Source organism: Nonomuraea sp. NPDC005692 (genome assembly GCF_040631115.1).
In the GTDB taxonomy this organism is placed as follows: domain Bacteria; phylum Actinomycetota; class Actinomycetes; order Streptosporangiales; family Streptosporangiaceae; genus Nonomuraea.
Genome location: NZ_JBEXYU010000007.1, coordinates 51,611 through 64,071 on the forward strand (window position 1 = coordinate 51,611; position 12,461 = coordinate 64,071).

Annotated in this window: 13 protein-coding genes; 5 read left to right on the forward strand and 8 right to left on the reverse strand. The window is 72.9% G+C overall.

Annotated features, from left to right (window positions below):
* Positions 1-99: 99 nt before the first annotated feature.
* Complete coding sequence (locus ABZ459_RS17520) at positions 100-708, reverse strand: TetR/AcrR family transcriptional regulator (RefSeq protein ID WP_357971273.1); 609 nt, start codon at positions 706-708, stop codon at positions 100-102.
* Positions 709-770: 62 nt separating this feature from the next.
* Here ABZ459_RS17520 and ABZ459_RS17525 point away from each other — a divergent pair, with 62 nt between their 5' ends.
* Positions 771-911 (forward strand): hypothetical protein, encoded by a 141-nt coding sequence (locus ABZ459_RS17525; RefSeq protein ID WP_357971274.1) that lies wholly within the window; start codon positions 771-773, stop codon positions 909-911.
* Positions 912-1,026: 115 nt separating this feature from the next.
* On the opposite strand, the gene ABZ459_RS17530 is transcribed toward ABZ459_RS17525, so the two are convergent.
* From ABZ459_RS17530 to mppP, 4 genes are all read right to left on the reverse strand, one after another.
* Entirely contained in the window at positions 1,027-1,476 is a 450-nt protein-coding gene (locus ABZ459_RS17530) for a helix-turn-helix domain-containing protein (RefSeq protein WP_357971275.1), read from the reverse strand.
* 113 nt (positions 1,477-1,589) lie between these two features.
* Positions 1,590-2,441: an enduracididine biosynthesis enzyme MppR gene (gene mppR, locus ABZ459_RS17535; RefSeq protein WP_357971276.1), complete on the reverse strand. Its 852-nt coding sequence runs from the start codon at positions 2,439-2,441 to the stop codon at positions 1,590-1,592.
* Positions 2,442-2,474: 33 nt separating this feature from the next.
* Complete coding sequence (locus ABZ459_RS17540; RefSeq protein WP_357971277.1) at positions 2,475-3,713, reverse strand: PLP-dependent aminotransferase family protein; 1,239 nt, start codon at positions 3,711-3,713, stop codon at positions 2,475-2,477.
* Positions 3,710-4,834 (reverse strand): enduracididine biosynthesis enzyme MppP, encoded by a 1,125-nt coding sequence (gene mppP, locus ABZ459_RS17545; RefSeq protein WP_357971278.1) that lies wholly within the window; start codon positions 4,832-4,834, stop codon positions 3,710-3,712. Before mppP ends, ABZ459_RS17540 begins: the two co-directional genes overlap by 4 nt.
* A gap of 275 nt (positions 4,835-5,109) precedes the next feature.
* Here mppP and ABZ459_RS17550 point away from each other — a divergent pair, with 275 nt between their 5' ends.
* Positions 5,110-6,531: a glycosyltransferase family 39 protein gene (locus ABZ459_RS17550; protein WP_357971279.1), complete on the forward strand. Its 1,422-nt coding sequence runs from the start codon at positions 5,110-5,112 to the stop codon at positions 6,529-6,531.
* A gap of 5 nt (positions 6,532-6,536) precedes the next feature.
* Here the strand turns inward: ABZ459_RS17550 and ABZ459_RS17555 are convergent, their stop codons facing one another.
* The 3 genes from ABZ459_RS17555 to ABZ459_RS17565 are packed head-to-tail and all read right to left on the reverse strand — an operon-like array spanning position 6,537 to position 9,969.
* Positions 6,537-7,076 (reverse strand): flavin reductase family protein, encoded by a 540-nt coding sequence (locus ABZ459_RS17555; protein WP_357971280.1) that lies wholly within the window; start codon positions 7,074-7,076, stop codon positions 6,537-6,539.
* The gene (locus ABZ459_RS17560; protein WP_357971281.1) at positions 7,073-8,380 is read right to left on the reverse strand and encodes a cation:proton antiporter; all 1,308 of its coding nucleotides are present in this window, start codon (positions 8,378-8,380) and stop codon (positions 7,073-7,075) included. Before ABZ459_RS17560 ends, ABZ459_RS17555 begins: the two co-directional genes overlap by 4 nt.
* Positions 8,377-9,969 (reverse strand): tryptophan halogenase family protein, encoded by a 1,593-nt coding sequence (locus tag ABZ459_RS17565; RefSeq protein ID WP_357971282.1) that lies wholly within the window; start codon positions 9,967-9,969, stop codon positions 8,377-8,379. The genes ABZ459_RS17560 and ABZ459_RS17565 overlap by 4 nt, the downstream gene beginning before the upstream one ends.
* A 437-nt stretch (positions 9,970-10,406) precedes the next feature.
* Here ABZ459_RS17565 and ABZ459_RS17570 point away from each other — a divergent pair, with 437 nt between their 5' ends.
* Genes ABZ459_RS17570 through ABZ459_RS17580 form a run of 3 tightly spaced genes read left to right on the forward strand, consistent with a single transcriptional unit; the run spans position 10,407 to position 12,460 of the window.
* A complete protein-coding gene (locus ABZ459_RS17570) occupies positions 10,407-11,312 on the forward strand; it encodes a winged helix-turn-helix domain-containing protein (protein ID WP_357971283.1) in 906 nt (301 codons plus the stop codon).
* A gap of 20 nt (positions 11,313-11,332) precedes the next feature.
* Positions 11,333-11,545: an MbtH family protein gene (locus ABZ459_RS17575; protein WP_357971284.1), complete on the forward strand. Its 213-nt coding sequence runs from the start codon at positions 11,333-11,335 to the stop codon at positions 11,543-11,545.
* A 3-nt stretch (positions 11,546-11,548) separates the two neighbouring features.
* Positions 11,549-12,460 (forward strand): TauD/TfdA family dioxygenase, encoded by a 912-nt coding sequence (locus ABZ459_RS17580; RefSeq protein ID WP_357971285.1) that lies wholly within the window; start codon positions 11,549-11,551, stop codon positions 12,458-12,460.
* Position 12,461: the final 1 nt, after the last annotated feature.

Below are 12,461 nucleotides of genomic sequence, written 5' to 3' on the forward strand. Positions count from 1 at the left end.
AACAACCGTTCCGAGCGAGCCGGCCTCCTGCGGCGCTCGCCGTCGCCACCCGCACGTCCCGCCCATCAAGGCGTCGCTTCCGACAACCGCCGACACGCCTCAGCGGTTCGTCGTGGCGAAGACGCGGGCGAGCTGGTGGTCGATCATGGCTACGGCGTCTGCGGCGGACCGCTGCCCCAGCAGGACGCTCGACTGGATCCCCTCGGCGCCCGCCAGCAGGAACGCGGCCTCGGCCGCGGCGTCGACGTCCCGGGGCGCCTGGCCGAGCTCCTGCCCCTGCGCGATCAGGCCGGCGACGAGGTTCTCCAGCGCGAGCGGCGCGTCGCGGGCGACCTCGGCCAGGGCGGGGTCGGCGAGGAAGCGGACGAAGTAGGCGGCGTACACCAGATGCCGGTTACGCCGCTCCTCATCCAGCGGCAGCAGCTCGAGCAGCACTCCCCGGACGATCGCCCGCATGCCGGGCGCGTCGCCGAGCAGCGCGAGGCGTTCGCGGGCCCGTCGCTCGGCGTCGTCGTTGAGGATCTTCAGCGCTCCGAGCAGCAACTGGTCGCGGGTGCCGAAGTAGTACTGCAGCAGCCGGGCGGAGACCCCGGCCTCGGTGGCGACCTGTCTCAGGGTGACGTCCTCCAGACCGCCACGGGTCGCCAGGCGCCATACGGCTTCGGCGATCTGGCGGCGGCGCTGATCATGGTCCACCTGTCTCGGCATGCCATCCGTCCCTTGCGAAGCGGCGCCTGGCCGACCGGCTCGTCGGGTACTGGACCAGGTTCGTGCGAACCGGCGACCCCAACGGCGCGGGCAGTACCGGATGGCCCCGGCTGGACGCCGCCGACCGCGCGCTCGCGCTCGCTCCTGAAGCGGTACGGCCGATCAACCTGAGGACCGCCCACCACTGCGGCCTCTGGTTCTGACGGCCGGCTGACGACGGACGACCTCAGCAGCCCGCTGCTCCCCATGGGGCCGCGGTGGAGCCGTTCGTGGCGTTCGGCGTGGTGATCGCGCCGGTCCTGTTCGACGCGTCGCGGGTCACTCTTCGGGGGCGTCGCCCTCGGCGGCGTCGGGCAGCCCTTCGAGCTCGCGTACGCGCTCGACCATCTCCAGGATCGCGGTCAGGCTCTTCGGCGAGAGCCCGGCCGCCCGCAGCGCGATGCCCCGGACGGAGGCGTCGCGCATCGCGGCGAGCAGCGACAGCTCGGCGTCGATGCGCTCAGCCGCCTCGTCGTCGAAGAAGTAGGCGGGCGGGACGCCGAAGAATCCCGCGAGCGCTTCGAGATGGCGCTTGGTGGGGTTGTCGCGCAACCCCTTGCGGAGCTGCCAGATGTACGTGCCCGAGATGGTGGGCCCGCCCGCCGCCCGCAGCGCGTCGGCGACGTCCTCGAAGCTGTATTCGCCGCCCTCTCGCGAGTGGACTGTGCGGAACAGGTGGTCCAGCTTCGCCGCTAGGGTACGGCGTCCCTCGGACGGGGTGTCGGGCATGATTCCTCTGCCGGATGCACGGAGGCGGCTGGGTGGAGAAGGGGACGCTGCTGCGAGCATACCAGAGGAATTAACTTCAGTTGACGACCGAATAGCGTTCCGTTAACGGGAGTCTACGCCGGCTCCAGTGCCCGGCCATGGTGCAGCGTCTCCGCGTACGAGAAGACGTACCCCCGGCCCACCTCGACCGGGGCCAGTTCGGCCAGGTCGGAGTCCGGCACGTCGGGGAAGCGCACCTCGGCGCGGCCCGTCCAGATCTCCGAGAACTCCACGTCGCTCACCTCCGAGGTCACCAGCCGCGTCACCGGTTCCTCCGCCGGGAGCCAGGCCGGGAACAGCCGCGTGTGCACCAGCGGGACGGTGTGCAGGCGGGGCGGCCCGTCGGCGCGGCCCTCGACGGTCACGGCCGCCTCGGCGACGCGCCTGCCGCCCGCCGACAGCGCGGCGTCGAAGCGGCCTCCGGGGGCGAGCCTGGGCCCCGCCCTGCCGACCCGGGCCGGCCTGATCTGGTGCACCTGACCGAACTGTTTGGGCATGCCCTGGATCCAGCCGCGTACCAGCGGCACCGGCTCGTCCACCCAGGCGAACGGGCAGCGGGCCAGGGGGCGGCCGCGGTACTCGCAGGCGAGCAGGATCAGGAACTCGGCGAACCGGCAGCGGGCGGGGTCGGCCAGCTCGGCGCCGTCGGCGGAACACCACTGCCACTCGGCGAAGACCGCGGCGGCGGCTCCCGGGTCGGGGCCCAAGGTGAGCTCCGGCGGCAGGAAGCGGGCGGCGGCCTCGGGGTCCACGCGGTAGTCGGCCATGATGACGTCACCGGAGAAGTGCCAGGGCGGCGGGGTGACCATCGCCGCACGCCCCGAGGGCGAGAGCGGGAGCGTGTAGCCGTGCGGGGACGCGCCACGCGACGGCAGGGCGGGCGGGGACGCGGCGGGCTCGGGTGCGGTGTGCGGGGGTGCGGTCATCAGGGGGTCATCTCCTGTCGGGGCATCGGGTTCTCAGGTCTCTCGGGGGATCGCGTTCCAGACCTCCGCCAGCCGTTCCGCGGCGGCGGCCAGCTCGTCCGGGCGGTTGAGTCCGTACGCGAGCCGTACGGCGCCCGCCGCTCCCCCGCCCGAGCCCGCCGCCGAGCCGGGGACGGAGGCGGGGACGGGAGCGGGGGCGAAGCGGGAGCCGGCGGCGACCAGGACGCCCGCGCGGCGGGCGGCGGCGAGCAGCCCCGCTTCCCCGCGGTCGGCACGCACCCACACGAACAGGCCGCCGGCGGGCCGGTCGAGGGCGAAGCCGTCGCCGAGCCGCGCCGTAAGGACGTCCACCAAGGCGTCGCGCCGTTCGCGCAGGCGTTCGCGCAGCCAGAGCAGGTGGCGGTCATAGTGGCCCCGCTCCAGCAGGGTGGCCACGGCCAGCGAGGTGGTGTGGTTCGGGCAGCCGCCGCTCTGGAACACGCCATGGGCGGCCAGCCGGTCGGCCACGGCGGGCTCGGCCGTCAGCCAGCCGAGGCGCAGCCCGGGGGCCAGGGACTTGGAGAAGGTGCCCAGCCTGATCACGCCCCGGTGCCCGTCCAGGCAGGCCAGGGCGGGCGGTCCGGCGTCGCCGTCGAGGCGCAGGTCGGCGTAGGCGTCGTCCTCGACGATCGTCGTCGCGTGCCGGCGTGCGACGGCCAGCAGCTCGCGGCGGCGACCGAGCGGCACGACCCGGCCGGTCGGGTTGTGGAAGGTGGGGTTGAGGTACACGAAGGCCGGGCGGATGCGGGTCAGGGCCGCGTCGAGAGCCTGCGGGTCCATCCCGCAGGCGTCCCCTGGCACCCCGTACGGCCGCAGGCCGCAGTCGGTGAGGATGAGCCTGCCCAGGTCGTAGCAGGAGTCCTCGACGAGCACCGCGTCGCACGGCCGGGCCAGGGCGGTGGCGAGCAGGTGCAGCGCCTGCGAGGTGCCGGCGGTGACCAGCACCCCACGCGGCCCGCCCGCGACCCCGCGGGCGGCGAGCGCCGCGCGCAGGGTGAGCGCGCCGCGGTCGTCGCCGTACGCCAGGGCGGCCGCGCCGTAACCGGTCATGGCCTCGGTGTACGCCTCGGCCAGCAGGTCCACGGGCAGCAGGCCGGGGCCGAGGTAGCCGGGGCCGAGGTCGGTCGTGCCGGGCGGCGCCACCGACTGCACGACGCCCGCCTCCCACCGCAGCGCGTGTGACCCGGGCCCGGCCCGCCCCCGCCCCGGGGACACGGCGGGGGTGAGGCTCATCGGGAGGACAGGACGAGGCGGAGGGCCCGCGTCGCCTCGTCGAGCGAGGCGGCCGGCCGGGCGAGCGCCACGCGGAGCATGTGGTCGCCCTCGGCCGGGTCGGCCCAGTGGAACTTCTGGCAGGGCAGCAGGTACACGTTGTGCTCGCGCAGCGCGGACCACACCTCCAGCGACGAACGCCGCCCGAGACGGACCCGTTCGACGCTGGCCCGGCTGGCGGGGTCGGGGAAGTCGACGTCCGGCAGGCCGGCGAGCGAGCGCCGCACCAGCGCGCGGTTGCCGGCGATGAAGCGGTGCAGGTCGGGCAGGCCGCCGTCGGCGGCGTCCTCGGCGAAGCGCTGCACCAGCGCCAGTACGAGCGGCGAGGCGCCGAGCAGGATGTCGGAGTAGACCTTGGCGACGGGCAGGCCGGGCCTGGCCGAGGTCACCAGCCAGCCGATCTTCAGCTCCAGCGTGGGCCAGAGCTTGCCGGTGTCCTCGATGACGATCCAGCGGCAGCCGCTGTCCTCCAGCACCCGGTAGTGGTCGAAGTGGGCCCGGGGGTCGAAGCCGCGGAACGAGGTGTCCAGTGTCAGGACGACGTCGTGCTCGGCGCACTGGGCGGCCAGGGCGCGCAGCCGTTCCTCCGTCACCACGCGGCCGGTGGGGTTGTTGGGCGTGGTGACGAAGACGCAGCTCACCGCGTCGAGCAGGGCGCGGGGCAGGTCGCCGCCGTGCAGGACGTCCTCCTCCAGGGGGAGCAGGTTCAGGCCCACGCCGCGCAGGATGTCGGGGATGTTGTCGAACGTCGGGTGGATCAGCGCGACCGTGTCGCCCTTCTGGGCCAGGGCCCTGGCGAAGATCTCCATGGCCACCGAGGAGGAGTAGCAGGCGAACACGCGGCCCTCGCCGACCGGGTGGCTGTGCTGGCCGAGCAGGCCCAGGTACGCGCGGCAGGCGTCGAGCTCCACCTCCTCGGGAGCCCGCGCGGCGGCCTTGGCGAACAGGTTGGGCAGGTCGTCGATGATCCGCGCCTGGCTCGCGGTGAGCGCCTGCCGGGCGTGCCCGTCGGCGAGGTTCAGCGGGCTGTTCAGCGCCAGACATTCGAATTCGGTGAGATTGTTCGCCTGGAGTTCCTGCATCACATTCACCTCACGTGCGTTTTGGAGTGGGATACCCGGACGCAAAATAAATCGCTCAATTCGTTTCCGTCAATGCGTGCCGGAGGACTCGGCCGACGAGCTGTGTGTTTTCCGGACGAGTCAATTCCGTTGTGTCTTCATCGACTCGATGGGAGGCTGCGACCAGCGGTTACACCTCCACACAAACGCTGGAAGGGGTTCTCGTGGACACCGTCGCAACTCTTTCTCCACCCCGGGCGGAGACATCTCCGAAAAGGGCCGTCATCGGTCTTTCGGTGGTCACCGTCGCGGTCCTCGCGGTTTTTCTGGCGTTCGCCGGCGGCCCCGGCTACTACGTCGACGAGCTCTATTTCCGGGTCGCCGGCGAGCACCTCGCGTGGGGGTACGTCGACCAGCCGCTGCTCGTCCCCCTGCTGGCCCGGCTGCAGATCGTGCTGTTCGGCGACTCGCTGACCGCGATCCGGGTCGTGCCGGCGCTGCTGACCGCCGTGTCGGTGCTGGTCACCGGGCTGATCGCGGGCGAGCTCGGCGCCGGACGCCGGCTCCAGGTGCTGACGGCGTGCGTCTGCGCCGCCACGCTGGCCACGCTCGCCGCCGGGCACGTGCTGCACCCCACCGCCGTCGACCACCTGGTGTGGGTCACGGCGTGCTGGCTGGTGATCCGCGTCCTGCGGACCGGCGACGAGCGGCTGTGGCTCGCCGTGGGCGCGGTCGTCGGCGTGGGGCTGCTGGCCAAGTACCTGGTGGTGCTGCTGGTCGTCGCCCTCGCGGCGGGGCTGCTCGTCGCCGGGCCGCGGCGCGTGCTGCGCGGCGGGTGGCTCCTGGGCGGCGCCGGGGTCGCGCTGCTGATCGCCTCGCCCGGACTCGTCTGGCAGGCCGCGCACGGATGGCCGCAGTTCACGATGGCGGGCGAGATGTCGGCCGGGCCGGCGGGTGCCGTCAACTTCCTGGTGGGCCAGGTGCTCATGATCGGGCCCTTCCTCACCCCGGTCTGGGTGATCGGGCTGGTGGCCCTGCTCCGGCGGGCGGAGTGGCGGCCGTACCGGTCGGTCGCCGCGGCGTACCTCGTCGTGGCGCCGCTGCTGATGCTGCTCGGGGCCGAGCCCCGCTACACCGAGGGGCTGCTGACCGTGCTGGTGGCGGCCGGGTGCGTGCGGGCGGCGACGCTCGGCCGCCGCCTGTGGCTGGGGGCGGCGGCGGTGCTCAACGGGGTGCTCGCGGCGCTCATGGTGCTGCCGGTCCTGCCGATCGCCACGTACGCCGGGAACCCGGTGCTGGCCGTGCTCGGCGAGGAGCAGTTCGGGGAGACCGGCTGGCCGGACCTGGCCGCGCAGGTGTCCGCCGTCCACCGCGCGCTGCCGGAGGACGAACGGCGGCGGGCCGTCGTGTACGCCCAGAACTACGGCGAGGCCGGGGCGCTGGCCCGGTACGGCGGCGCGTACGGGCTGCCCCGGACCTACAGCGCCCAGAACTCCTACGCCGACTTCGGCCGTCCGGCCGACGGCGTGGACGTGGTCGTCGCGGTCGGGGTGGACCGGGCGTCGTTCTCGGCGCTGTTCGGCCGGTGCGAGGCGCGCGGGCGGCTCACCTTCGCCGTCCCGCACTTCGAGGAGGGCAAGGAGCTGCTGGTGTGCCGGGGGCCGCGCCTGCCGTGGGCGCAGACGTGGCAGCGGTTGCGGTGGACGGGCACCTTCTGAGCCGGTCATGACGGCTCGGTCCCCGGACGCCAGGACGAGTAGGCGCGCAGGCCGTACAGGAGGGGTACGGCCGGCGCGCACCGCTCGATGCCGTACACCTCGCCGAAGACCACGATGTGGTCGCCGGCCTCCACGGTCCTGGCGACCCGGCAGTCGGCGACGGAGTGGGACTCCTCCACCAGGTGCGGCCCGCCGTAGGCGGGGCGGGCGGACCAGCGGACCCGGTCGAAGCGGTCGGCGGCGCCCGAGGCGAACAGTTCGGCGGTGTCGCGGGCGTGGGCGTGCAGCAGGTTCACGGTGAACTGCGCCGTCTTGAGCATGGCGTGCAGCGTGGGGCTGAGGCTGCGGGCGCAGACCAGCAGCGTCGGCGGGTCGAGGGTGACGCTGCACACCGACGAGCAGGTCATGCCGCGGGGGCGGCCGTCGGGGTCGGTCACGGTCACGACGGCGACGCCGCTCGGGAAGGTGGACATCAGCGACCGGAAACGGTCGGGGTCGACCGTCGGCGTCATGGGCAGGGCCTCCACCAGCGGGAGATCCGTCATCGCAAGCCTCCGTTCTGTGCGACGGGTACCGGGGCCGTCCCGCGCGGCCGTCGCGGCCGCTGGAGGAGGGCGTACGACGGGCCGGTCGCCGCCGTGGTCACCAGCGCCATGACGGCGAGCGCGAGGAACATGGCCGGGGTGAGGATCCCGGCCTCGTGGCCGATCTGCAGCGCGACCAGCTCGGTCAGCCCCCGGGTGTTGAGCAGCACGCCCAGGCGGAGCGCCGTCCCGGGCGGCTCGCCGCCGAGGCGGGCGCCCGCGTACGCGCCCCCGGCCTTGCCCGCCATGCCGAGCAGCGTGACCAGGACGATCGCCGACCAGGGAGCCACCGCGAACGGCTCGGCGAACACGGTGAACCCGGTGACCACGAAGAACACCGGGACGAGCAGCCGCCCGGCGCCCGCGACCAGCCGCACGGGCCCTGCCCACGGGTCCTCGCCCCCGCCCGCGGCAGGCCCATGGGCGGGAGCCGGGGCCGTCAGTGGCAGGGCGAGGGCGGCGAGCGCCGCGCCCAGGATCTCGGTCAGCCCCCACGAGCGCATCGCCGCCGCGGCGGCCAGCGCCCAGACGGCGAGGAGCACCGCCGCCGCCCGCGGGGCGCGGGCGGGCAGGCGCAGGAGCGCGGCCGTGCCCAGCGCGCGCCGTACCGCGACCGCACCCGTCAGGGCCGCGGCGGTGACGGCGACGAGCACGGCCACGTTCCCGAGGCCGCCGGTCGCCAGGCTCACCGCCAGCGCGATCAGCAGCCAGGCCACCACGTCGGTGACCGTGGCGACCGTCATCGACAACGCCCCCACCCGGGTGCCGACCAGGTGGGCTTCGGACAGGATCCGCGCCAGGACGGGGACGGCGGTGACCGACAGCGACACCGCCAGGAAGACGACCAGCGCGGACGCCGGGGCCGTGCCGCGCAGGCCGGGCTCGTCCCCGGCCAGCGCCCACACGGCCACGGCGGCGCCGGCCAGCATCGGGACGGTGAGCGCGCCCGGCGCGGTCCAGCCCACCGCCCGGCCGCGGACGAGCGGCGCGGCCAGGCGCAGCTCGTGGATCACGCCGACCAGGTAGAGCACCAGGCCGGCATGCCCGCACCAGCTCAGCCAGTCGAGGGGCAGCGCCCGCGCGGCGCCGGGACCGGCCACGGCCACGGCCAGCGGGCCCGCCGCCATCCCGAGCGCCACCTCGCCGATCACGGCCGGCTGGCGCAGCACGCCGGCCAGCCGCCGCCCTGCCCAGGCGAGGAGGAGGACCGCCGCGAGCAGGACGCCGAACAGGGCGATCCGCGCCGGTCCCTCGGCCGGGATCATCGTGTCCGGCTCAGCTCGGGTCGCCGTCCGGGCATGGCGTCGCCGTTGAGGGCGGCGATGTACTCGTACTGGCTGGGCAGTTTGGCGACCAGCGCCTCGGCCTGCTCGCGGACGAGCCGCAGCTCACGTTCCGCGCGGCCGTGGTCGAAGTGCCGCAGCGCGGGCGGGGCCTGCACCGGGACGCCGCCGAGCCCGAGCAGCATGGCGATGTAGGAGTAGGACTCGAAGCCGTGGTAGTGCGGGAAGATCGTCTCGTTGTCGGGCAGGCGCGCCTGCCACAGCTCCAGGCGTTCGGCCAGCCCGTCGGGCAGGGGCCGGGTGGCCGCGTCCTTCCAGTAGTCGTTGTCGGAGCGGGCGGCGGCGTGGTAGTGCAGCGCGAGGAACTCGCGCACGCCGTCCATGACGTTGCCGACCTGGTGGTTGTACGACTCTCGCAGCCGGTCGTCCCAGCGGTCGGCGGGGAAGTGCTTGACCAGTTGCTCGACGGCGTTCTGGATGAAGAACAGGCCGGTCGACTCCAGAGGCTCGACGAAGCCGCTGGACAGGCCGACGGCCACGCAGTTGTTCACCCAGGAGCGCTCGCTGCGGCCGATCCGCATGCGGATGTGGTTGGCCTCCAGGTCGTCCGCCTCGGGGCCGACGAACTCGCGCAGGGTGCGCTCGGCCTCCTCGGGGGTGCAGTAGTCGCCGGCGTAGACGTAGCCGGTGCCGACGCGGCCGTACAGGGGGATGGTCCAGATCCAGCCGGCGTCCATGGCGGTGGCGGTGGTGCAGGGGCGCAGGCCGCGGCCGGCCATGTCGGCGGGCACCCGCAGCGCCACCGCCCGGTCGTTGGGCAGGCTGTCCTGGTAGGAGACGAACGGGACGGACAGCGCCTTGTTCAGCAACATGCCGCGGAAGCCGGTGCAGTCGATGAACAGGTCGCCGGACAGCTCGCCGTGCTCCTTGGTGAGCACGTGGTCGATCCAGCCGCGCTCGTCCAGCCGGACGTCCACGACGTCGTCCAGGACGTGCCGGACGCCGCGCTCGGTGCCGAACCGGGTCAGGTAGGAGGCCAGCAGCGCGGCGTCGAAGTGGTAGGCGTAGGGGAACTGGGTGTTCTGCTCGGTCAGGGTGGTGCGGTAGGCGCGCTCGTCGGCGTTCTCGGTGAAGTCCTGCTCGAACAGCTCGCCCGACAGGTAGCGGGGCGAGCGCTTGGCCTCGCACAGCCAGCTGATGACGAAGCAGTCGCGATCGAAGCTGCCGCCGGGGCGGGCGTCGAGCCACCAGTCGGTGAGGGGGAAGCCGTCCACGACGCGCAGGCGTTCGAACGGGTGGTAGAAGTGGTGGCCCGGGGCGCGCCAGTTCTCGAACCGGATCCCCAGCTTGTACGTGGCGTGACACGCGGGCATCCACTCCCGCTCGTCCAGCCCGAGATAGTCGAAGAAGTGGCGGATCGTACTGAACGTGGCCTCTCCCACGCCGATGGTCGCGATGTTCTTCGACTCGACCAGAGTGACGGCGATTCGGTCGCCGAATGCCGCCCGGAGATATGCGGCGGTCATCCAGCCCGAGGTGCCACCGCCCACGATGACGACGTTCTTTACCATTCTTGAGCCCTTGTCCATGGCGTCGGGAAACGCGCGTCGGGAAGAACCGGAAATAGGACGGGAAGTGCGCCGACCGCCCTTTTTCGAGCGTGCCGGACGGTCCCGGCCGATTTCCAGCTCATTGACGCCGGAGCTAAACAGGGCGGTCAGACGGGTGGTGGCGGCACGGCCCCGCGGCCCGGCATGCGCCCCCTGTGCAGGGCGTTCACGGTTGCCCACAGGCGGTCATCAACTGGTGTAGATGCGAATTTCTTGATCCACCAACGCCAGTTGACTTCCCAACTGCCTCCGAGTTAGCTTGAGCAAAACTGGGGGCTCCCACCGCGGACGCCCTCATCGCCCAAGCCGCCCTGATCCACGCGGCCACCGCGTCGTGCGCATTTCTCCCGCGGCGCGGCGTGATCGACGAACCCGGAAAATGCGAAATGGGAGCCGCGGTGCTGCGGATTCATTTCACGGTCGAAGACCTGGCACGTCTCCGCATGGCGGCGACCCTGGGCCCGGTGACCGAGAGCGTGTTCGCCCTCGACCTGTTCGCCAGAAGCGGCGGCGCGGTCCACGGCGAGTGGCGCAGGGACGTGCGCGAGCGCATGAACGGCACGGCCGGCCAGGTGGATCGGCTGGCCCGCGAGCGCCGGCCGCTCGGCGACCTGCTCGGCCTGCTCGACCGCTCCCCCGGCGAGCCCGGCTTCCGCGCCGGGGACGCCGCCGTCCCATGGGCGACCGCGACCGTGCTGGCGTTCTGCCGGGCCGCGGTGCTGCCGTACTGGGGTCGGGTGCGCGCCTACCTGGAGCTCGAACGGGAGACGTTCGGCCGTATCACGATCACCAACGGTGTCGAGTGCCTGCTGGACACCCTGCACCCAAAGCTGGTCTGGAACCCGCCGGTCCTGGAGGTCCCGCACGACGAGGACCGCGACGTGTACCTCGACGGCAACGGCCTGCTGCTCAGCCCCTCGTTCTTCCTCCAGGTCAGGCACTGCCTGTTCCTGGACAGGGAGCACGAGACGGGGCTGCCCGCGCTCGTGGTCTCGGTCCCCTGGACGCCGGCCGTGCTGTCGGACCTGGTGGCCGAGCCCACGGCCGACGACGAGGCGCTCGGCGCGCTCGTCGGGCACACCCGGGCCGCCGCCATGCAGGCGCTCATGGACAGCTGTACCACCGGCGCGCTGTCCGAGCGGCTCGGCATCTCCCTGGCCGGCGCCAGCAAGCACGCCACCGTGCTGCGCAAGGCCGGGCTCATCACCACCGCCCGCAACCGCAACACGGCCCTGCACACGCTGACGTCGCTGGGCATGGCGCTGCTGCGCGGCGGCGGACACCTGATCTCACAACGCAACTGACCTTCACGGGAGGACGCACGATGAGCACGAACCCCTTCGAGGACCCCGACGGCATCTACCTGGTGCTCGTCAACGACGAGGGACAGCACTCGCTCTGGCCGGCCTTCGTGGACGTGCCGGCCGGATGGGCGGTCGCGCTGCCCGAGACCGACCGGGAGCGCGCGCTCGGCTACATCAACGAGAACTGGACCGACATGCGGCCCAAGAGCCTCATCGCGGCGATGGAGGAGTGAGCCGTGCTGATCGTCGAAGGCGGCGGCGAGCCCGTCCAGGACCGGATCAGGGCCGGGCACCGCGCGCTGCGCGAGAGCCTGACCAGCCACGGGGCGCTGCTGTTCCGCGGCTTCGAGGTGGGCGGCGTCGAGGGGTTCGACGCCGCCGTGCGCGCGTTCTCCGGGACGCCGCTGGCCTACACCGAACGGTCGTCGCCGCGCAGCGTGATCAAGGGCAACGTCTACACCTCGACCGACTACCCGCCCGAGGAGGAGATCTTCCTCCACAACGAGAACTCCTACCAGGCCGTCTGGCCCATGGTGCTGTTCTTCCACTGCATGCGGCCGCCGGAGTCGCAGGGGGCCACGCCCCTGGCCTCGACGCGGGAGGTGCACGACACCCTCGACCCGGCGGTGCGCGAGGAGTTCGAGCGGCGCGGCTGGATGGTCGTGCGCACCTACGACGACGAGCTCGGCATGCCGTGGTCGGAGGCGTTCAACACCTCCGACCGGGACGAGGTCACCGCGTACTGCGAGCGCAACGGCGTACGGGCGACCTGGCTCGGTGACGGGCGGCTGCGCACCGAGGCCGTACGCGCGGCGGTGCACCGGCATCCGGTGACCGGTGAGCCCGTCTGGTTCAACCACGCCACGTTCTTCCACGTCACGACGTTGCCCGAGGCCGTGCGCGAGGGGCTGCTGGAGATGTGCGGGGAGGAGGGCCTGCCGAGCAACACCTACTACGGCGACGGCGGCGCCATCCCCGACGAGGTCACCGACCACCTGCGCAAGTGCTACCGGGCGGCCTCCCGCCGCTTCGACTACGCGGCCGACGACCTGCTCGTCATCGACAACATGCTCACCTCGCACGGGCGCGAGCCGTACACGGGGCCGCGGCGGATCGCGGTCGCCATGGCGGAGCCGTCGCGGTCGTAGC